Origin of the sequence: uncultured Roseibium sp. (assembly GCF_963675095.2) — a bacterium.
Taxonomy (GTDB): Bacteria; Pseudomonadota; Alphaproteobacteria; order Rhizobiales; family Stappiaceae; genus Roseibium.
Window position 1 is genome coordinate 59,194 of record NZ_CAXXSJ010000009.1, and the last position, 19,433, is coordinate 78,626.

A 19,433-nucleotide genomic window follows, 5' to 3' on the forward strand; every position below is an offset into this window, starting at 1 on the left:
CCTGACCGGGGCGCCCGAAGCGGCCCCGCTCGAAGGCGCCGAAACCGTCCGGTTTGCGCCGGTGCGCATGGACGACGGTTATCACGACGGGGCCGTCTTCCGTCTCGAGCCGACGCGCACGCTGGCGCTTGTCGAAAACGGCATCCTGGAAGACATGCCTCTCGCCGTTGAAGAGGCGTCCGAGGAGGTCGTCTCTAAAGAAGTGGCCGCGGAGGACACGGCTCCGGAAGCCGAAGACACGACTGCAGACACATCCGAAGACATTTCCAAAGATCGCAATCTCTGGGTGCGGGCCCAGGACGTGCTGGAAGACGAGCCAGACGAAAAGGATGGCGAAGGGGACGGCGAAGGCGACGACGCCGGAGTAATGGATGCAGAGGCCTCGGAAGAGGCTTCAGAGGCACCAGCGCCTGCTCCGGAAGCGCCGGCTGCACCAGAGGCCGCGCCTGCAGCAGGCACTGAGGACGGCTTTCACTTTGCCGCCCGACGCCGGCCGGTCCGCTTTGCCTGGCAGATGGATATCGACCAGCGCGTCACCTTCATTTCCGACGAATTCGCCGAAACGATGGGACCGGCGGCGGCCGACATCGTCGGCAAGACCTGGGCGGAAATCGCCGAAAATTTTGGTATCGACGAAAACGGCAAGATCGCAAAGGCGCTCGACCGTCGCGATACCTGGAGCGGCAAGACCGTCAACTGGCCGGTAACCGGTGCCGCGCTGAGGGTTCCCGTCGACATGGCCGCCCTTCCTGCCTTCAACCGGGATCGGGCCTTTGAAGGCTATCGCGGTTTCGGCGTCTGCCGCAGCGCGGATGTCATCGAGGATCCGGACGGCCTGTTGCTGCCGGCTTCCCTGCCGGTGGCGGACGCCCTGGCGGAAGCCCCGGTGACGGAGGCGGATGTCCCCGCCCCTGAGGCCGCGGACATCGAAGATACGACAAGCTCTGCGACCCAGACCGACGAGCTGGAGGCGGAAGCACCTGTAAACGAAGTTGCGGAGATTGAACTCCCGGACGCCGAGGCTGAGGCGGAAGTACCCGATGCTGACGCTCTGCTGATCGAAGCTGCGGAGACCGAAGCCGAAATTCCAGCCGTTGAGGAAGCTACGGACGAAGTGGCATTGGAAGCGGCTCCTTCCGAAGAAGACCTGACGACCGAGGCGGAAAAGCCCGCCGAGGAAGAGATAGCGCCCGTGCTTTCTACGGAAGAAACGCAAGCTTTTGTTGCACCGGCAGCGAAACCCGACGTCTTTTCCGGCGACAATTCGCTCGGCTCCAGCGTTGCGGCGATTGTCGACGGCCTGACGCCGAGGACGGATCAGACGCAGGCAGAACCTCCGGAAGCGGAAGCACCGGAAACAGACACCGTTCAGGACAACGAAGCTGAACTAGACGACGAAACGGAACTTGAAACGTCGGGGGAAGACACCACCGAAGAGGCTGAAGCCGTTCCTGTGCAAGTGGCTGAGGAAGACGTCCCAGCGGCCTCAGAAGAGACCGCTCGGGAACCTGCCCTGGAAGAAACACCGGTCGATCTCTCAGCCGATGGCGAGCCGCTGGGCATTACCGGTCCGGCTCCGCTGAAGCCGGCTGAAATCGAAACCGCGGTCAAGACCCTCGCCAAGTCCTACGACCAGAAGCGCAAGCAGATGTCCGACGCCAGCCGCTCCGCGGTCGAGGATGAAACGCCGCCTCCGGAACCGGAAGCCGAGGCAATCACGCCCACAGAGGCAACGCCGGTCGCACCGGTTGCCCAGATGGACCCCTCTGAAGAACTCCCCGAAGAAACCACCGAAGAAACCACCGAAGAAACCACCGAAGAAACCACCGAAGAAACCTCTGGCCCGGAAAATCTCAACCAGGATCTGACCGAGGAGGCGACGGCCAAGACCGAAGCAGAAGAAGAGCGCCAGTTCTTCGACGAGACGGCGGCCTTCAAAGAGGTCGAGCTCGATCTGGGTCTCGATGCGCAAAAGCCGGTCAAGGAAAAGGGCGGTTCCGCCCAGCTGACCCTGGTCACCGGAGATGCGCCGGCCACGGAACCGCCGGCACCCGCGGTCCCGGCCGCGCCGGTTACCGAAGACAACGAAAAGGTCGTTCGCCTCACCGGCCGCAGCCGGCCGCGCCTGGTCCCGGTCGACACCTCGCGCCTGTCCAAACCGGAACGGGAAGCTTTCCGCAAGATCGCCGAAGCCCTGGGCGCACGCCTTGAAGGCGACTTCGACGAGGAAGGTCCTGCCGAAGAAGCGGACACGCAGGAAGCGGCGGCCGGATTGGCCGCAGAGCGTTCGGCCGGGCCGATCCATCCGCGCCTGCTGGACCGCCTGCCGATCGGCATCGCGATTGCGAGCGACCGCGAGGTGCTCTACGCCAACGACACGCTTCTCGATCTTCTCGGCTATCCGGACCTGGCCGCGCTCGGCGAGGCCGGCGGACTGGAAGCCGTGTTCGCGGATCACACGGAAGACAATCTGCCTGACGCGGAAGGCATGGACGGCGTTGTCGACGGCATGCTGAAGGTCCGGCTGGCCGGTGGCGGCTCGCGCGCCGTTGACGCGCGCATGCATTCGGTTCCCTGGGCCGGCGGCCGCGGCCTGATGATTTCCATCACCGAGCGGCCGAAAAAGCCGACAACCGCCCCCGTCCCCGTGGCGGTTGCGGAAGAGCCGACGCAGGAACTCAAAAAAGCGCAGGCGCTGATCGCCGAGATGGACACCATCCTGGAAACGGCGACGGACGGCGTTCTCGTCATCGATGCCCACGGCACCATCACGAAGGCGAACCGCTCGGCGGAAGCGCTGTTCGGCGCAAGCCGGGTCGACATCGAAGGCGCACCTCTGACCGACTATCTTGCACCGGAAAGCCATCGCGCGGCGCTCGACTATCTGGACGGGCTGGCGCGCAACGGCGTGGCGAGCATTCTCAACGACGGCCGCGAGGTTCTGGGACGGGTATCGGCCGGCGGGCTCATTCCGTTGTTCATGACCATCGGGCGGATCACGTCCGAAAACGGCGACGCCAAGTTCTGCGCCGTGCTGCGCGATATCACCCACTGGAAGAAGGCCGAGGAGGAACTCACCGAGGCCAAGCGCCAGGCGGAAAACGCCAGCTCGCAGAAGTCCGATTTCCTGGCCAAGATCAGCCACGAGATCCGCACGCCGCTGAATGCCATCATCGGCTTTTCCGAAGTGATGATGGAGGAACGCTTCGGCGCGATCGGCAACGACCGCTACAAGGAATACCTGAAAGACATCCGCACGTCCGGCTCGCATATCATGAGCCTGATCAACGACCTTCTCGACCTGTCAAAGATCGAGGCGGGCAAGCTGGATCTCAGGTTCTCCGCCGTCTCGGCCAATGACGTCATCAACGAGTGCGTTGCGCTGATGCAGCCGCAGGCGAACCGGGAACGGGTGATCATCCGCGCAAGCCTGCCGGATTCGGTGCCGAGCGTGGTTGCCGATCCCAGGTCCATGCGCCAGATCGTGCTCAACCTCCTGTCCAACGCCATCAAGTTCAACAAGTCGGGCGGCCAGGTCATCGTCTCAACCGCGCTGGAGGATTCCGGCGAGGTCTACCTGCGGGTGCGTGATACGGGAACCGGCATGTCGGCGAAGGATCTGGCAGCAGCCCTGGAACCGTTCCGCCAGGTTCACACCGCACGCCACGGCGGCGGCACCGGCCTGGGCCTGCCGCTGACCAAGGCGCTGGTCGAGGCGAACCGGGCAAGCTTCCATATCGACTCCACTCCGGGTCAGGGCACCCTGGTGGAAATCTCGTTCCCGTCCCAGCGCGTTCTGGCCGAATAGGAGGGCCGATCCGATGTCCCCGCTGATCCAGGTAGATGCCGAGATCTGGATTGCGGAGGGAGAGATCGTCTCGTTCCACGGGTTTCCCTATCCGACCCGGTGCGTCATTGTCCGCCTGCCGGACGGGGATTTGTGGATCTGGTCGCCGATCAAATTGACGCAAGAGCTGCGCGACGCCGTGTCCTCGCTCGGTACGCCGCACCATCTGGTCAGTCCGAACAAGATCCATCATCTCTATCTGCAGGATTGGGCCGCGGAATGGCCGGGCGCGCTGTTGTGGGGTCCGCAAACGACCATCGACAAGCGGCAGGATCTCAAGTTCCGGCCGGCGCTTGCAAAGGGCGTTCCCGAGGCCTGGCAGGGCGTGATCGACATGACCCGGTTCACCGGCTCGTTCTTCATGGACGAACTGGTGTTTTTCCACCGCCCGTCACGGACCGTCATCCTCGCCGATCTGTCGGAGAATTTCGGCGAAGCATTCCTGCTCCGGCACTGGAAGCCCTGGCAGGTCTGGATCGCCCGGCGCTGGGGCATCACCACGGCCAGGGGATATGCGCCTCTCGAGTGGCGGTTGTCGTTCACCGACCGGGTGAAGGCCCGGGCCGCGCGCGACCGAATGATCGGCTGGAACCCGGAACGGGTGATCATGGCCCATGGCGAATGGCAGAAGACCGGTGGACAGGCCTATCTGAAACGCGCATTCGACTGGATTTAACGCTGCGTAAGGCTTTAAACAGGAGTATCAAACTCCTGTTTTTATTTATAAAATCCGCCAAACCGGAGTCTCACACTCCTGTTAGTTTTGAATCATTCTAAACTATTGATTTTAATAGATTTATTGACTTCGCACCCACCTCACCCCATAGTCCCGGCGGCCAGAAAGCAAAAGCGTATCCGTTGGGGGCTGCGGCTGCGCAAGGGACATCCCGCGTTCAACCTGACGCAGGGTGTGCCAATACGTGCAAACCGATCAACGGACATCCGTTCGGATCTCCGTTGATCCTGGGAGAAAACAAAGATGAACAAGAACCTGTGTGCAATTTCGGGCGTAGTCGCCCTTGCCTCAACCCTCTTTACCGCCGCGCCGGCCCTCGCCGACGGCGAAGTCAATATCTACTCCTATCGTCAGCCGTTCCTGATCCAGCCCCTGCTGGACGCCTTCACCGAGAAGACCGGCATCAAGGCGAATGTGGTGTTCTCCACCAAGGGCCTCGGCCAGCGGATCGCCGCGGAAGGGGAAAACTCGCCCGCTGACGTCATGATGACCGTGGACATCGGCCGCCTGGACGGCGCCAAGGATCTGGGCATCGCCGCGCCGATCGAATCCTCGGTCGTATCGGAGAATATCCCGGCGGAATTCCGCGATCCCGACGGTCTGTGGGTCGGCCTGACCAGCCGCGCGCGCATCATCTACGCCTCCAAGGACCGGGTCGATCAGACGACCATCACCTATGAGGAACTGGCCGATCCGAAATGGAAGGGACGCATCTGCACCCGTTCCGGTCAGCATGATTACACGATCGGGCTGATCGCCTCGATGATCGCCAATGACGGCGAAGAGGCAACGGAGAAATGGCTGGAAGCCGTCCGGGACAACCTGGCCCGCAAACCGGCCGGGAATGACCGTGCCCAGGTCAAGTCCATCTTTGCCGGCGAATGCGACATCGCCCTCGGCAACACCTATTACATGGGCAAGATGGAAACCAACGACAAGGAACCGGAACAGAAGGATTGGGCGGCCTCCGTGCGGATCCTCTTCCCGAATGCGGAAGACCGCGGCAGCCACGTCAACCTGTCCGGCGTGGTGCTGATGAAACACGCGCCAAACAAGGACAACGCCCTGAAGCTGATCGAATTCCTGACCTCGCATGATGCCCAGGAGATCTATGCGGAGACCAACTTCGAATATCCGGTCACGCCGGGCGTCGCGGTCTCCGACCGGGTCAAGGCCTGGGGAACGCTGAAGCCGGACAGCATGCCGCTCAGCGACGTCGCCAAGTACCGCAAGGCCGCCAGCGAGATGGTTGACCGCGTCCGTTTCGACGACGGTCCGGCGACCTGACCATCAGGCCTTCGTTTTGGCAAAGGCGCCGTGCTGACCACGGCGCCTTTTGCATTTCCGCGAAAGGCCCGCTAACTAGAGCTTAATCGGAAAACAGTACAAAACAATCGGTGCAGCCGGAGACTGACGCGCCTTGCCGAGCCCGAAATCAACATCCCCCTCCGAACGCGGCTGGCAATTCGGTGCGATCGCGGTGGCAGCCCTGGTGCTCCTGCCGCTGGCCTCCATCGTCTGGATCGCGCTCACGCCCACCGGCGAGGTCTGGGGGCATCTGCTTGAGACGGTTCTGCCGCGCTCGCTGTGGACGACGGTTCTCCTGATGGCGGGCGTCGGGCTGACGACGGCGGCAACCGGCATCGGCACGGCCTGGCTGACGACCATGTGCCGCTTTCCCGGCCAGAAAATCATGGACTGGGTTCTCCTGATCCCGCTCGCGGTCCCGACCTATATCATCGCCTTCGCCTATGTGGAGGTGCTCGACTATACCGGGCCGGTCCAGTCGACCATTCGTGCCCTGTTCGGGTTCAAGACTTCGCGAGACTACTGGTTTCCGGAAATCCGGTCGCTCGGCGGCGCGATCTTCGTCATGGGGTCCGTACTCTACCCTTACGTATACCTGACGACGCGGGCGAGTTTCCTCATTCAGTCCGCCTCGATCCTGGACGTGTCGCGGACGCTCGGCGCCTCCCCGTTCCGGCTGTTTTTCCGCATCGCGCTGCCGCTCGCCCGTCCGGCCGCGGCCGTCGGCGTCTCGCTTGCCCTGATGGAATGCCTCAACGATATCGGCGCCGTCACCTTCTTCGGTGTGAAGACCCTGACCTTTTCTGTCTATGACACCTGGCTCAACCGTTCGAGCCTCGGCGGCGCGGCCCAGCTCGCGCTCGCCATGCTGGTCATGGTGTTCGCGCTGTTGTGGGTGGAACGGTTCGGCCGGCGGAAGCAGCGCTTCGACCAGGGCGGCAGCAAACACCGGCAGCCCGCCCGGTTCGATCTGACCGGATGGCGAGCAGCGGGCGCGTTTCTGCTCTGCTTTTTACCGGTCCTGGCCGGTTTCGTCATTCCAGGGCTCCTGCTGGCGGACCGGGCGAGCCGGCGGCTGGAGGATCTCTTCGGCGACACGTTCTTAAGCGCCATGTGGAACAGCCTCAGCCTTGCCACGATCGCATCGGTGGTAACGGTCATCGTCAGTGTCGCGCTCGCCTATGCCCTGCGGTTGAAAAGTGGGCCGGTCCTGCGTTTCGGCGTGCGGCTGGCCGCCATCGGCTACGCCATTCCCGGCACCGTGCTGGCTGTCGGCATTCTGGTGCCGCTGGCAGCCCTCGACAATTTCGTCGACGGACAGATGAAGGCCCTGTTCGGCTTCGGCACCGGCCTGTTGCTGCTGGGCAGCGGGGCCGGACTGATCTATGCCTACATGGTCCGTTTCCTCGCCGTCTCCTACGGCCAGGTCGAGGGCGGGTTCGGCAAGATCTCGCCCCATCTCGACATGGCCGCCAGAACGCTGGGACGCACCGCGACCAAAACGCTGACCCAGATCCATCTGCCGATCATCCGTCCGGTGCTGCTGTCGGCGCTGTTGCTCACTTTCGTCGATTGCATGAAGGAACTGCCGGCGACGATCCTGCTCCGGCCCTTCAACTTCGAAACCCTCGCGACCACGGTGTTCGAGGCCGCCTCGCGGGAGGCCTTCGAAGACGCGGCCCTGCCGTCGCTCGCCATCGTTCTGGTCGGCCTGCTACCTGTGATCTATCTGGCACAGACCAGCGCATCGTCGTTCAGAACCAGAATTTCCAGGCGCAAGCGCGCCGTGACCGCCTGACCGGCCGGGCCGCGTTCGGGGCAGCAGCGTTGTTGACAAGCGGCGACGTCCGTTCCTCTATCGGGGCGGACCCAGGAACGAACCGGTGAATGGAATGGAAAAAAAGCATCAAATCAATCTCTGGTACGCGTTCGCAGCCCTCATGGCGCTGTTCCTGTTCCAGAGCTGGTGGGAAGCCTACAAGACGATCGAGCCGATCCCCTACAGCCAGTTCGAGCAGTATCTGAAAGACGGCAAGATCGACGAGATCGCGATCAAGGAAAACACGATCGAGGGCAAGTTCCGCGAGCCGGTCAACAACAAGGACTATTTCACCACCACCCGGGTGGACCTGCCGCTTGCCGAACAGCTGACGAAATACAACGTCAAGTACACCGGCGTGATCCAGTCCACGTTCGTGCGCGACCTGCTGTCGTGGATCCTGCCGATGCTGCTCCTGTTCGGCCTGTGGGCGTTCTTCATCCGCCGCATTGCCGAAAAGCAGGGGCTCGGCGGCATGATGACCGTCGGCAAGTCCAAGGCCAAGGTCTATGTGGAGCGCGGCATCGAGACCACGTTCAACGATGTGGCCGGGGTTGACGAGGCCAAGCGCGAGCTGCAGGAAGTGGTCGACTTCCTGCGCGATCCGAAGTCTTACGGCCGCCTGGGCGCGCGGGTGCCGAAGGGCATCCTGCTGGTCGGCCCTCCGGGAACCGGCAAGACGCTGCTCGCGCGCGCCGTCGCCGGTGAGGCCAATGTGGCTTTCTTTTCCATTTCCGGCTCCGAGTTTGTGGAAATGTTCGTCGGTGTCGGTGCTGCCCGTGTCCGCGACCTGTTCGAACAGGCGCGCAAGGCGGCGCCCGCGATCATATTCATCGACGAGCTCGACGCCCTCGGCCGGGCCCGCGGGTCGAACCCGATGATGGCCAATGACGAGAAAGAGCAGACGCTGAACCAGCTCCTGAGCGAACTCGACGGTTTCGACCCGTCGGCGGGCACGATCCTGCTGGCGGCAACCAACCGCCCGGAAATTCTTGACCCGGCACTGTTGCGCGCCGGCCGCTTCGACCGGCAGGTGCTGGTCGACCGTCCGGACAAGAAGGGCCGTCGGGCGATCCTCCAAGTTCATGTGCCCAAGATCCGGCTCGATCCCGAAACGGACCTGGACCAGGTCGCCCAGCTGACAGCCGGTTTTTCAGGCGCGGATCTTGCCACGCTCGTCAACGAGGCCGCCTTGCTGGCGACCCGCAGAAACGCCAACTCCGTCACGCTCGCCGATTTCACCGAGGCGATCGAACGGGTCATTGCCGGACTTGAAAAGCGAAGCCGGGTCCTGTCGGACAAGGAACGCAAGACCGTCGCCTACCACGAAATGGGCCATGCGCTGGTTGCCGCCAATCTGGAAGGCGTCGATCCGGTGCACAAGGTGTCGATCATCCCGCGCGGCATCGGCGCCCTGGGCTACACGATCCAGCGGCCGACGGAAGACCGCTTCCTGCTGTCGACCACGGATCTGGAAAACCGGATGACCGTGCTGATGGGCGGGCGGGCCGCAGAGAAAATCATCTTCAAGCAGATCTCGACCGGGGCGTCAGACGACCTGCAAAAGGCCACCGAAATCGCCCGTGAAATGGTCGCCCGCTACGGCATGGACGCCACGCTCGGCAACCGGATCTACGCCCAGCAGCGCCAGCAGTTCATGGGTCAGCCGGTGGCCGACATGGTCGATATTTCCCAGGAGACCATGCGCGAAGTCGACCTCGCCATCCGCGAGCGGGTCGAGGCCGCCTTCGAGAACGCGGTCAAGATCCTGCAGAGCCACCACGAGGATCTGGAAAAGGGCGCCCAGATCCTGCTCCAGAACGAAACCATCACGGACGCGGACTTTCCGCCGATCCGTCCGATGTCGAAACGGCAGGCCGGCGAGACGGAAGCGGCGCAGTAACGCCCCTCCCCGTCGTCATCCCGGCCAAGCACAGCGCGAGCCGGGACCGGGGAGCCGGGGTCTATCGTGGAAAATCGGATCTGAACCGGACAACCCGGGGCTCGCCGGTCTCAGATAAAGCCTGAAGGCTTTTCCGGAATGACGACCGAGAGGGTGGGTTCATCCGCGTATTTCGCTGTTGTCTGCGCGAAAAAGTCGATGACCTGAACGGACGTCTGACTAAACAAAAAAGCCCGCCGAAACCGGCGGGCCTTCTTATTCTCATCAAAGCACCGAAAGCTCAGACGATGGTCGCTTCCGTCTTGGACTTGACCTCTTCCACGGTCACGTCCGGTGCCAGTTCGACGATCGACAGGCCATGCGGGGTGATGTCGAAGACGCCGAGGTTGGTGATGATCCGGTCGACGCAATGCACGCCGGTGAGCGGCAGAGTGCATTCCTTCAGGAGCTTCGGATCGCCGGCCTTGGAGGTGTGATCCATGATCACAACCACGCGCTTGACGCCGGCCACCAGGTCCATGGCGCCGCCCATGCCCTTGACCATCTTGCCCGGGATCATCCAGTTGGCCAGGTCGCCCTTCTCGGACACTTCCATGGCGCCCAGAATGGACAGGTTGATGTGGCCGCCGCGGACCATGGCGAAGCTGTCGGCGGACGAGAAGAAGCTCGTCTGCGGCAGTTCGGTGATCGTCTGCTTGCCGGCGTTGATCAGGTCGGCGTCGATTTCGTCCTCGGTCGGGAACGGACCCATGCCGAGCATGCCGTTTTCCGACTGAAGCGTCACATGGACGCCTTCGGGAATGTAGTTGGATACCAGCGTCGGGATACCGATCCCGAGGTTGACATAAAAGCCATCCTGCAGCTCCTGCGCAGCCCGCTTGGCCATATCGTCACGTGTCCAGGCCATTGTCGTTTCTCCTCAACTCGTTCAGGCTTCGCGCGTGGTGCGCTTTTCGATGCGCTTCTCGTGGGTGCCGACAATGATGCGGTCCACGAAGATACCCGGCGTGTGAATGTGATCGGGATCGAGGCTGCCGGTTTCCACCAGCTGCTCGACTTCGACCACGGTCACCTTGCCTGCGGTTGCCATCATCGGATTGAAGTTGCGGGCGGTCTTGCGGTAGACGAGGTTGCCTTCGCCATCTGCCTTCCAGGCCTTTACCAGCGACACATCGGCGACCAGGCCGGTCTCCATGATGTAGGTCTCGCCGTTGAAGTCCTTGTGCTCCTTGCCTTCGGCAATGAGCGTGCCGACACCGGTCTTGGTGTAGAAGCCCGGGATCCCGGCGCCACCGGCGCGAATGCGTTCGGCAAGGGTGCCCTGCGGGTTGAATTCCAGTTCCAGCTCGCCGTTCAGATACTGTTTCTCGAAGGTGGCGTTTTCGCCGACGTAAGAGGAAACCATTTTCTTGATCTGACGGGTCTGGAGCAGCAGCCCGAGACCGAAATCGTCGACACCGGCATTGTTTGAAATGGCGGTGATGTCCTTCACACCTGAATCCCGCAGTGCGGTAATCAGGTTTTCCGGAATGCCGCACAGACCGAAACCGCCGGCCATGATGGTCATCCCATCAAACGCCAGTCCTTCCAGCGCAGCGGCTGCGTCCGGATATATCTTGTTCATACCAATCTCCCAGAAGACTCCATGGCAGGATTCCGGCAATTGACCGCAGGCAGCGCCCGCCGTCAAGGCCTCCTTCGCGGTTAAAGGCACATGCGGCGCGCCAAGCGCAAACCCGGGTGTCGTTCGCAGACGGCATCGGTCCAGGGAAACCGGTGTGCAACGCAACCAAGACTGGCGTCTACGACCTGTTTCTGACTACCCGGATGCCTCAGTGAGCGGAAAATCGGGTGACCGCGCGCACTTTCCTAAGGATCGATTAATCAATGATAGTTAAAACTACCATAGCCCGAACTATTATCGACGCCTATCCTTTCTACTGTCCGGAAATTAAAAGCGACACATCAGGTAGAAGTTATTCATGCCGGAACAAAGACAATTAAAAAATAATACTAATCGGCGATATCATGGCGTATTTCATAGAATTGATCGCGATTTTCAATTTCATTCACTTTGGGACCGCCTGCAGGGAGGGCCGCTTGGCACCCCCTTTCAATCACCCTGCTTCCTGAATGCTTTCAGCAACACGATCGCGCCGCACACATGTTCCGAGTTTAACATCTGCGAGGTACGCGACATTGAAACGTCCTCTACGGTCGCTTTAATTCCCTTTGTCATCGCCAGGCGCGGCCCGGTTCGGATCGCCTCGCTTCCCGATTTCGGCCTTGCGGACCAGGCCGCACCTGTCTTCGCCCATGATTTTCCGGTTCAGGAAACGGACTTCCAGGATATCTGGTGCGTTTTCGCCGATAATCTTCACGGCGCCGACCTGATCGATATCGACAAAATCCCTTCGCATATCGGGCTGCAACGCAATCCCCTTTTCCAGGACGCGCACTCCGAGCCGTCGGCCGGCATGTTTTATCTGGACCTGTCTGACGATCACAGATGGCTCAACAAAAAGGTCTTCAAGAACATTCGTCTGAAAGAACGAAAGCTCTCCGAAGCCGGCGTCGAATTTGTGCAGACGCAAGATCCTCACGCCTGTCTTCGGCTGTTCGAGGAACTTCGGGACCAAAGACGCCGCAGGTTCCATTTGGCCGGCCGTCCGAATTCCCTGGAATCCCGACAGGGTTTTGCCGACTTCTACCGGTACATGGCAAGCCATGCCTCCCCGGAAGGAGCGGTGACGACTTTTTGCCTGCGCAAAGGCGATGACATCATTTCGTCCTATCTTGCCCTGGCAAACGACGCGGTTTTCAACGGCGTCCTGATTTCGATCGGTTCGGAAGAATGGCATCGCTATTCTCCCGGCATGGTTCTCACCAAGAAACTGATCGACTGGTGCACCGGCAAGGGTATCCGGACGTTCTGCTTTGGAACCGGCCACCAGGAATACAAGCGACGCTTCGGCGGCAGCCTCATGAGCATGCAGCGGATCGTCCAACCCCTGACGGGTATGGGAAAGGCCTATCTCATGATCCGGCACTTACACAAGATTGCGCAAAAGAACCTGGGCCCGGATCTTAAAGGCCTTCCGGAAGACGACCTTCCCGCGGCCGCAACCTGACGAAATCAGCCGATAATCTGATCGGTTTTACATCGGATTGTGTATAAGGTGACAGATACATGCCCGGCCACAACGGCCGGTATTTTTCACGGAGTGCCCGAGAGCTTGCTGTGATCCAGTTTCTGTCGACCATATTCAAGATCGCACTGGCTTCACTGATCGTCGGCGCCGTTCTGACCTTTCTCAATATCAACGCGGAAACCATCCTGAGCACCGTCGGCCTCAGCCCGATGCAGCTGTGGATCTACCTGCAGCTGTTCATCGACTGGGCCGTTCCCAACATCGTTCTGGGCGCCTTCATCGTGGTGCCGGTCTGGCTGCTGATCTACATCGTCCGCCCGCCGCGGGCCTAAGCCTAGTCCGCTCCCGAAGCCTAATCCGCGCCGAAGGCGGCCCGTTCGTCCTGCTCGCGCTGGATCTGCTGGCGCTTGCTGGCGATCGACGCGGCGATGACACCGAGGGTCACAAGGCTAACCAGGATCGTACACACCGCGTTGATTTCCGGCGTTACGCCCAGGCGGACCTGGGAATAGATCTTCATCGGCAGCGTGGTCGCGCCCGGCCCCGTCGTGAAGCTCGCCACCACCAGATCGTCGAGCGAGAGCGTGAAGGCCAGCATCCAGCCGGCAATCACACCGGGCAGAATGATCGGCAAGGTGATCAGGAAGAAGGTCTTGGCCGGTGGGCAGCCCAGATCCTCGGCCGCCTCCTCAATGCTCTTGTCGAAGCCGACCAGGCGTGACTGCACCACGACAGCCACGTAACACATGGCGAAGGTCGTGTGGGCCAGCATCACCGTCCAGAAGCCCCGGGACTGGTCCATTGACACGAACAGGAGCAGCAGCGACAGGCCGAGGATCACGTCCGGCATCACCAGCGGTGCGAAGATCATTCCCGAAAACAGCGACCGTCCGGTAAACCGACCGGACCGGACCAGAACCAGGGCGGCCATGGTGCCGAGAACGGTTGCCAGCGAGGCTGAGAGGAACGCCACCTTGAGCGTCACCCAGGCGGCCGACAGCAACTGATCGTTCTTCAGGAGCTCGCCGTACCACTTGGTAGAGAACCCGCCCCAAACCGTCACCAGACGAGACTCGTTGAACGAGAAGATCACCAACAATACGATCGGCAGATAGAGGAATGAAAAGCCGAGAACGATGGAGGTGACGTTGAACCAGGTCGGGCCGTTTCTCATGCGTCCTTCTCCCCCAATTTCTGCTGCTGATTCTGGAACAGAACGATCGGAACCACCAGAAGCAGGAGCAGGATCACCGCGACCGCCGACGAGACCGGCCAGTCACGGTTGGCAAAGAACTCGACCCACAGGGTCTTGCCGATCATCAACGTATTCGATCCGCCGAGCAGGTCCGGGATCACGAACTCGCCGACCGCGGGAATGAAGACCAGGAAACAGCCCGCGATGACGCCGGGCAGCGACAGCGGCAGGGTGATCTTCCAGAAGGCTTTCCAGGCCGGACAGCCGAGGTCTTCGGCCGCTTCCAGCAGGCTCTCATCCAGCTTTTCCAGGTTCGCATAAAGCGGCAGAACCAGGAACGGCAGGTAGGAATAGACGATGCCGATATAGACCGCGATGTTCGTGTTCAGAATGACGAGCGGCTCATCGATGACGCCCAGCCAGAGCAGAAGCTGGTTGAGCAAGCCCTCGTTCTTCAGAATGCCGATCCAGGCATAGACCCGGATCAGGAAGCTGGTCCAGAACGGCAGGATCACCAGCATCAACAGCGTCGGCCGCCACGCCTTGGGGCAACGGGCCATGCCATAGGCGATCGGATAACCAACGAGCAGCGTCAGCAGGGTCGAAGTCCCCGCGATGGTCACGCTCGACAGGTAGGATTTCCAGTAAAGCGCGTCCTCGGTCAGCCAGATGTAATTCTCGAAGGAGAGCTGGGACAGACCGTCCCAAAAATCCTGCCATCCGGCCGCGATGTCGAAGGTTGGCAGGTAAGGCGGAATGGCGATCGCCACTTCCGACAGGGAGATCTTGAAGACGATGAAGAACGGTGCCAGGAAGAACACCAGCAGCCAAGCGTAAGGCACCGCGATCAGCAGTCTGCCGCTGAGGGAGCGCTTCGGTTTGGCGGAAGTTTCGATGCTCATGGTCGCGCCCTCCCCCTGCCTCGCGAAGCCATCTCTCCTCCGTCATTCCAGACCGCGTGGCGCAGATGCGCCATCGCGAGATCTGGAATCCAGCTGACAGAGCGAGCCCAAGCGAGCACCGCTTTCAAACCGAGATTCGGCGCGCCAAAGCGCGGCTGATATCTGGATTCCAGATCTGCACGCAGCTCCGCTGCGCTTGTCTGGAATGACGAAATGAATTCGGCCGAGCCCTGCATCCTGAGATCCCTCCGGCCCGTCACGATGTCAGGATGACGCCGGCGTCGCCATCCCAGGACAGAACCACCTGCTCATCCCAGGAAATCGGACGTTCGACGAGCCGCGTGACATTGGCAACCGTGGAGCGTAGCGTGCTGTTCTCGCCCACCTTGCTGTGGAAGATGGAAACGTCGCCAAGATAGGCGATGTCCCAGACGACGGCGCTGGTGGCGTTGACCTTGTGCTGCGGCTCCTCGCCGAGAGCGATCCGGATCTTTTCCGGGCGGATCGCATACCAGACGGTATCGCCGGTTTTTGCCTCGACCGTCTGGCTGGTCTCGATCCGAAAGTCCTCCGCGACCGCCTGGAGTTTCGTGCCCGCTTCGGAGGTTTCCGTGACCTTCGCCTCGATCAGGTTCACATCGCCGATGAAGTCGGCCACGAAGCGGGAATTAGGCGTTTCGTAGATTTCAGAGGGCGTGGCGACCTGAACGATCTCTCCGGCTTCCATGACCGCTATGCGGTCCGCCACGGTCATGGCCTCTTCCTGGTCGTGGGTGACGATCATGAAGGTCATCTTCAGGCTTTCCTGAAGGGCCGTCAGTTCGAACTGGGTTTCCTCGCGCAGCTTCCTGTCGAGCGCGCCGAGCGGTTCGTCGAGCAGCAGCACCTTCGGCTTCTTGGCAAGAGAGCGGGCGAGCGCCACGCGTTGACGCTGGCCGCCGGAAAGCTGGTGCGGTTTGCGCTTGGCGAAAGGTTGCAGCTTGGTCAGGCGCAGCATTTCCTGCACCCGTTCCTCGATATCTGCCTTCGCCATCTTGTCCTGCTTCAGGCCGAAAGCGATGTTCGCCTCCACGCTCATGTGCGGGAACAGGGCATAGGACTGGAACATCATGTTGGTCGGCCGCCGGAAGGGCGGCACACCGGCGAGATCCTGGCCTTCCAGGAAGATCTGGCCTTCCGTGGGCGTCTCGAAGCCTCCGAGCATACGCATCAAGGTGGTCTTGCCGCAGCCGGATCCACCCAGCAGCGCAAAGAACTCGCGTTCGTAGACCTTCAGACTCAGATTATTGACGGCGGTAAAATCACCGAACCGCTTGGTGACATTCCGGAACTCGATGAACGGCACCGCATTTTCGTCATTCCACGGTGCGAACACGCGGCGCACCGGACCGATCGGTTTCTTGGCCAAAATCCTGCCCCCGGATTCTACGTCCCCCAAACAGACGGGGCCCGCAATTTGCGGGCCCCGTCCGTATGCGTGTTACTGACCGCTTTTGACCGACGTCCAGACGCGGGTCACGATGCGGTTCACCTTCGGCGGATAGGCCGTCACGGTGTAGAGGTTCTTCACCGTCTCCTCGCTCGGATAGATCGCCGGGTCGCCGATCACGTCCTCATTGAGGAATTCCTGGGAGGCCTTGTTGCCGTTGGCGTAGTAGACGTAGTTGGATGCCTTGGCCATGACTTCCGGACGCATGATGTAGTTCAGGAACTCAAGCGCTTCCGCCTTGTGCGGCGCATCGGCGGGGATCGCCATCTGGTCGAACCACATCAGCGCGCCTTCCTTCGGGATCGAATATTCCACGGTCACGCCGTTGTCGGCTTCCGCAGCCCGGTCACGCGCCTGCAGAACGTCCCCGGACCAGCCTACAGCCAGGCAAATATCGCCGTTGGCAAGGGCGTTGATGTATTCCGAAGAGTGGAACTTCTGAATGTAGGGACGAACCGCTTTCAGGGCTTCGCCCGCCTTTTCGATGTCGGCCGGGTCCTTGCTGTCCGGATCCAGGCCGAGATACTTCAATGCGGCCGGGATCAACTCGGTCGGCGCGTCGAGGAAGAAGACGCCACAGTCCTTCAGCTTCTCCATGTTTTTGGGATCGAAGACAATCGACAGGCTGTCGACCGCCACATCGTCGCCGAGAGCGGCCTTCACCTTCTCGACATTGTAGCCGATGCCGGTGGTGCCCCACATGTAGTTGATCGAGTACTCGTTGCCCGGATCGTATTTCTGGACCCGCTCCTCGATCTCCTTCCACATGTTCTTCAGATTGGTCAGCTTGGACTTGTCGAGCTTCTCGAACACGCCGGCCTGGATCTGGCGCGACAGGAAGGATCCGGTCGGAACCACGACGTCGTAGCCCGTGCCGCCGGCGAGCAGCTTGGTTTCCAGGATCTCGTTGCTGTCAAAGACGTCATAGACGACCTTGATGCCGGTCTCCTTGGTAAAATCCTCAAGGATCGACTCGTCGATATAGTCCGACCAGTTAAAGACGTTGACGACGCGGTCCTGCGCCATGGCCGATCCGGCGAGCAAGCTCAGCAGGGCGGCTCCCGACAAGATGGTCTTGATCATGATTTCTACTCCACTCCAGAATTTGACACTCTCAGCCGTTATCCCGGCGTTCTCTATTGCTTGTCTGACGTCCCTTCCGGCGATCAGTACCAACGATCACGCCGTCCGATGGTCAGGTTGTTGTTTTCCGGTGATCTCACCGAAACCCGCAAATCCGCTCACACCGGGATCCGTTCCTTAAATCCCACTATCCGCAGACATGCCGATTGTTGTCCAGAGGCATATTCGTTCAAAGATATGTCTGGCGCTCCAGCGACGAAATTTCGCGGCCGAACTCGTTCAATTCTTCCCTTTTGATCTCCGTCAGCACCTTGTGCATTTCCGGCCCGACCGCTTCCTTCATGCGTTCGGATGCCTCGAAGGCATCGATGGCCTCGTCCATCCACGGCGTCAGGCGCTTGTGTTTCTTTTCATAGGCATTGCCCATGACCGGCGGCGGCGGGGCGATCTCGGCCTTGAGCCCTTCCAGCATGCCCGCCAGAATTCCGGTCAGCACCAGGTAGGGGTTGGCATCGGCACCGGCGATGCGGTGTTCCACCCTTGCTGCTTCCGGGCTGCTGGCCGGGACCCGCAGGGCGACGGAGCGGTTGTCATACCCCCAGCAGATCGAGGTCGGCGCATAGGAGCCGGGCTGCATCCGCCGGAAGCCGTTGAAGGTCGAAGTGAACAGAAGCAGGGCTTCCGGCATGGTATCGAGCAGGCCGTTGATCGCATAGCCCAGCCTGTCCGCGCCCTTGTCCGGGCAGGCGAACAGGTTGCCGTCCTCGTTTTCCATGGAGACATGAACGTGCATGCCGTTGCCCGGCCATTCCGCGAACGGCTTGGCCATGAAGGAGGCCTTCAATTCGTGCTTGCGGGCAACACCGGCCACGAGGCGGCGCAACAGCACCGCATCGTCAGCGGCCAGAAGCGGGTCCCGGCGGTGGTGCAGGTTGAGTTCGAATTGTCCCGGAGCGGCTTCGGAGACCGCCGCATCGGCGGGAATGCCCTGCAGATCGGCCGCTCTTCGCAGGTCGTCGACCACCGGGAGCAGCGCTTCGAGATCCGACAGGGCGTACATGTTCTGCCGGGCCGGACCGCGGTGGGTGGAAAACAGGGGCTTCGGCTGTTCGGTCCAGTCGCCCTCACTTTCCTCGAACAGGTAGAATTCCAGCTCGTAGGCGCAGGTCGCAGTGACACCGAAATCGGCCAGCTTGTCGACCATGCGTTTGAGAACGTGGCGCGGGTCGGCAAGAAACGGTTCCCCGTCCCTGTCGTACATGGACAGGAGAACCTGTGCCGTCTTGCGTTCCGCCCAGGGCACCAGCTTCAGGGTTTCAGGGATCGGCCAGCAGACGCCGTCCTTGTCGCCGGTCTCCAGATGCATACCGGTCGCTTCCACCTCCCGGCCCCAGACATCGAGGCCGTAGAGGGAAAACGGAAAGGCGACGCCGTCGTCGAATACTTTCCGGACCGCCGCGCCGGGCAGCCACTTGCCGCGCAGAACCCCGTTCGTATCCGGAAGGACGACTTCCATGGTGTCCAGGTCCGGGTGCTCGGCAAGGAACTCGTTGACGCCGGCTTTCCAGCCGGGTTCCGCCGGGTGCTCCAGCACTTGGTGGGGCATTTCTACCATTCAGGCACGCGTATCCTTTTCAGCCGGCCATTTGCGCTTTCCTTAAAAATGTGATCACTTTCGAGCAGGCCTGTCAAGACCGCTGACTTGAGCCGGCTGTGCAATTTCGCGCCAGGACGTGATGAAAAAGAGGACAACCGCATTGGGCCAGGAGGTCAAACCCAACCTTCCGACGGACAATTCCGCACCCCGTTCGGGACGAGGCGCCACCCGCGACCAGGTCGACCATGCGGTCCGGACAGCCCTGCTGACGGGACGGTTCATTCCCGGCAAGGCCGTGACCTTGCGGGGCCTGGCCCAGGAACTGGGTGTCAGCCCCATGCCCGTGCGCGAGGTTCTGCAACGCCTGGCTGCCGAAAACGCCCTGATCGTGCGCCCCAACGG

Annotated in this window: 16 protein-coding genes; 8 read left to right on the forward strand and 8 right to left on the reverse strand. The window is 61.3% G+C overall.

Annotated features, from left to right (window positions below):
- Positions 1-367 precede the first annotated feature (367 nt).
- The 5 genes from ABIN98_RS04060 to ftsH all read left to right on the forward strand — a co-directional run bounded on the left by ABIN98_RS04060 (position 368) and on the right by ftsH (position 9,613).
- Positions 368-3,808 (forward strand): ATP-binding protein, encoded by a 3,441-nt coding sequence (locus ABIN98_RS04060; protein WP_394701421.1) that lies wholly within the window; start codon positions 368-370, stop codon positions 3,806-3,808.
- Between the two features lie 13 nt (positions 3,809-3,821).
- Positions 3,822-4,523: a DUF4336 domain-containing protein gene (locus ABIN98_RS04065; RefSeq protein WP_346907628.1), complete on the forward strand. Its 702-nt coding sequence runs from the start codon at positions 3,822-3,824 to the stop codon at positions 4,521-4,523.
- A 303-nt stretch (positions 4,524-4,826) separates the two neighbouring features.
- Positions 4,827-5,870, forward strand: coding sequence for a Fe(3+) ABC transporter substrate-binding protein (locus ABIN98_RS04070; protein WP_346907630.1), 1,044 nt, complete (start codon positions 4,827-4,829; stop codon positions 5,868-5,870).
- A 133-nt stretch (positions 5,871-6,003) separates the two neighbouring features.
- Positions 6,004-7,689 (forward strand): iron ABC transporter permease, encoded by a 1,686-nt coding sequence (locus ABIN98_RS04075; protein WP_346907632.1) that lies wholly within the window; start codon positions 6,004-6,006, stop codon positions 7,687-7,689.
- 94 nt (positions 7,690-7,783) lie between these two features.
- Positions 7,784-9,613: an ATP-dependent zinc metalloprotease FtsH gene (ftsH, locus tag ABIN98_RS04080; protein WP_346907634.1), complete on the forward strand. Its 1,830-nt coding sequence runs from the start codon at positions 7,784-7,786 to the stop codon at positions 9,611-9,613.
- A 280-nt stretch (positions 9,614-9,893) separates the two neighbouring features.
- Here the strand turns inward: ftsH and ABIN98_RS04085 are convergent, their stop codons facing one another.
- The 3 genes from ABIN98_RS04085 to ABIN98_RS04095 all read right to left on the reverse strand — a co-directional run bounded on the left by ABIN98_RS04085 (position 9,894) and on the right by ABIN98_RS04095 (position 12,033).
- Positions 9,894-10,520 (reverse strand): CoA transferase subunit B, encoded by a 627-nt coding sequence (locus ABIN98_RS04085; protein WP_190290856.1) that lies wholly within the window; start codon positions 10,518-10,520, stop codon positions 9,894-9,896.
- Between the two features lie 21 nt (positions 10,521-10,541).
- Positions 10,542-11,237, reverse strand: coding sequence for a CoA transferase subunit A (locus tag ABIN98_RS04090; protein ID WP_346907636.1), 696 nt, complete (start codon positions 11,235-11,237; stop codon positions 10,542-10,544).
- 598 nt (positions 11,238-11,835) lie between these two features.
- Positions 11,836-12,033: a hypothetical protein gene (locus ABIN98_RS04095; RefSeq protein WP_346907638.1), complete on the reverse strand. Its 198-nt coding sequence runs from the start codon at positions 12,031-12,033 to the stop codon at positions 11,836-11,838.
- A 57-nt stretch (positions 12,034-12,090) separates the two neighbouring features.
- On the opposite strand from ABIN98_RS04095, the gene ABIN98_RS04100 reads away from it, so the two are divergent.
- Together ABIN98_RS04100 and ABIN98_RS04105 are read left to right on the forward strand one after the other, a co-directional pair.
- A complete protein-coding gene (locus ABIN98_RS04100; protein ID WP_346907640.1) occupies positions 12,091-12,744 on the forward strand; it encodes a GNAT family N-acetyltransferase in 654 nt (217 codons plus the stop codon).
- Positions 12,745-12,803: 59 nt separating this feature from the next.
- Positions 12,804-13,097 (forward strand): DUF6460 domain-containing protein, encoded by a 294-nt coding sequence (locus tag ABIN98_RS04105; protein WP_346907642.1) that lies wholly within the window; start codon positions 12,804-12,806, stop codon positions 13,095-13,097.
- A 20-nt stretch (positions 13,098-13,117) separates the two neighbouring features.
- Here the strand turns inward: ABIN98_RS04105 and ABIN98_RS04110 are convergent, their stop codons facing one another.
- The 5 genes from ABIN98_RS04110 to ABIN98_RS04130 form a co-directional block, all read right to left on the reverse strand.
- Positions 13,118-13,939, reverse strand: a complete 822-nt coding sequence (locus ABIN98_RS04110; RefSeq protein WP_346907644.1) for an ABC transporter permease — start codon at positions 13,937-13,939, stop codon at positions 13,118-13,120.
- Positions 13,936-14,862, reverse strand: coding sequence for an ABC transporter permease subunit (locus tag ABIN98_RS04115; protein WP_346907646.1), 927 nt, complete (start codon positions 14,860-14,862; stop codon positions 13,936-13,938). The genes ABIN98_RS04110 and ABIN98_RS04115 overlap by 4 nt, the downstream gene beginning before the upstream one ends.
- A 256-nt stretch (positions 14,863-15,118) precedes the next feature.
- Positions 15,119-16,270: an ABC transporter ATP-binding protein gene (locus tag ABIN98_RS04120; RefSeq protein ID WP_346907648.1), complete on the reverse strand. Its 1,152-nt coding sequence runs from the start codon at positions 16,268-16,270 to the stop codon at positions 15,119-15,121.
- Between the two features lie 72 nt (positions 16,271-16,342).
- Positions 16,343-17,434, reverse strand: coding sequence for a polyamine ABC transporter substrate-binding protein (locus tag ABIN98_RS04125; RefSeq protein WP_346907650.1), 1,092 nt, complete (start codon positions 17,432-17,434; stop codon positions 16,343-16,345).
- Between the two features lie 229 nt (positions 17,435-17,663).
- Positions 17,664-19,049, reverse strand: a complete 1,386-nt coding sequence (locus tag ABIN98_RS04130; RefSeq protein WP_346907652.1) for a glutamine synthetase family protein — start codon at positions 19,047-19,049, stop codon at positions 17,664-17,666.
- A 121-nt stretch (positions 19,050-19,170) separates the two neighbouring features.
- Here ABIN98_RS04130 and ABIN98_RS04135 point away from each other — a divergent pair.
- Positions 19,171-19,433, forward strand: a 263-nt coding sequence (locus ABIN98_RS04135) for a GntR family transcriptional regulator (RefSeq protein ID WP_346907654.1), incomplete at its 3' end; no start/stop codon positions are given.

What these genes read in the sequence shown, in the direction of transcription:
- ABIN98_RS04060 (WP_394701421.1), top strand. Translation starts at nt 368, where the DNA reads ATGGATGCAGAGGCCTCGGAAGAGGCTTCAGAGGCACCAGCGCCTGCT.
- ABIN98_RS04065 (WP_346907628.1), top strand. Translation starts at nt 3,822, where the DNA reads ATGTCCCCGCTGATCCAGGTAGATGCCGAGATCTGGATTGCGGAGGGA.
- ABIN98_RS04070 (WP_346907630.1), top strand. Translation starts at nt 4,827, where the DNA reads ATGAACAAGAACCTGTGTGCAATTTCGGGCGTAGTCGCCCTTGCCTCA.
- ftsH (WP_346907634.1), top strand. Translation starts at nt 7,784, where the DNA reads ATGGAAAAAAAGCATCAAATCAATCTCTGGTACGCGTTCGCAGCCCTC.
- ABIN98_RS04085 (WP_190290856.1), bottom strand. Translation starts at nt 10,520, where the DNA reads ATGGCCTGGACACGTGACGATATGGCCAAGCGGGCTGCGCAGGAGCTG.
- ABIN98_RS04090 (WP_346907636.1), bottom strand. Translation starts at nt 11,237, where the DNA reads ATGAACAAGATATATCCGGACGCAGCCGCTGCGCTGGAAGGACTGGCG.
- ABIN98_RS04095 (WP_346907638.1), bottom strand. Translation starts at nt 12,033, where the DNA reads ATGCGAAGGGATTTTGTCGATATCGATCAGGTCGGCGCCGTGAAGATT.
- ABIN98_RS04100 (WP_346907640.1), top strand. Translation starts at nt 12,091, where the DNA reads ATGTTTTATCTGGACCTGTCTGACGATCACAGATGGCTCAACAAAAAG.
- ABIN98_RS04105 (WP_346907642.1), top strand. Translation starts at nt 12,804, where the DNA reads ATGCCCGGCCACAACGGCCGGTATTTTTCACGGAGTGCCCGAGAGCTT.
- ABIN98_RS04110 (WP_346907644.1), bottom strand. Translation starts at nt 13,939, where the DNA reads ATGAGAAACGGCCCGACCTGGTTCAACGTCACCTCCATCGTTCTCGGC.
- ABIN98_RS04115 (WP_346907646.1), bottom strand. Translation starts at nt 14,862, where the DNA reads ATGAGCATCGAAACTTCCGCCAAACCGAAGCGCTCCCTCAGCGGCAGA.
- ABIN98_RS04125 (WP_346907650.1), bottom strand. Translation starts at nt 17,434, where the DNA reads ATGATCAAGACCATCTTGTCGGGAGCCGCCCTGCTGAGCTTGCTCGCC.
- ABIN98_RS04130 (WP_346907652.1), bottom strand. Translation starts at nt 19,049, where the DNA reads ATGGTAGAAATGCCCCACCAAGTGCTGGAGCACCCGGCGGAACCCGGC.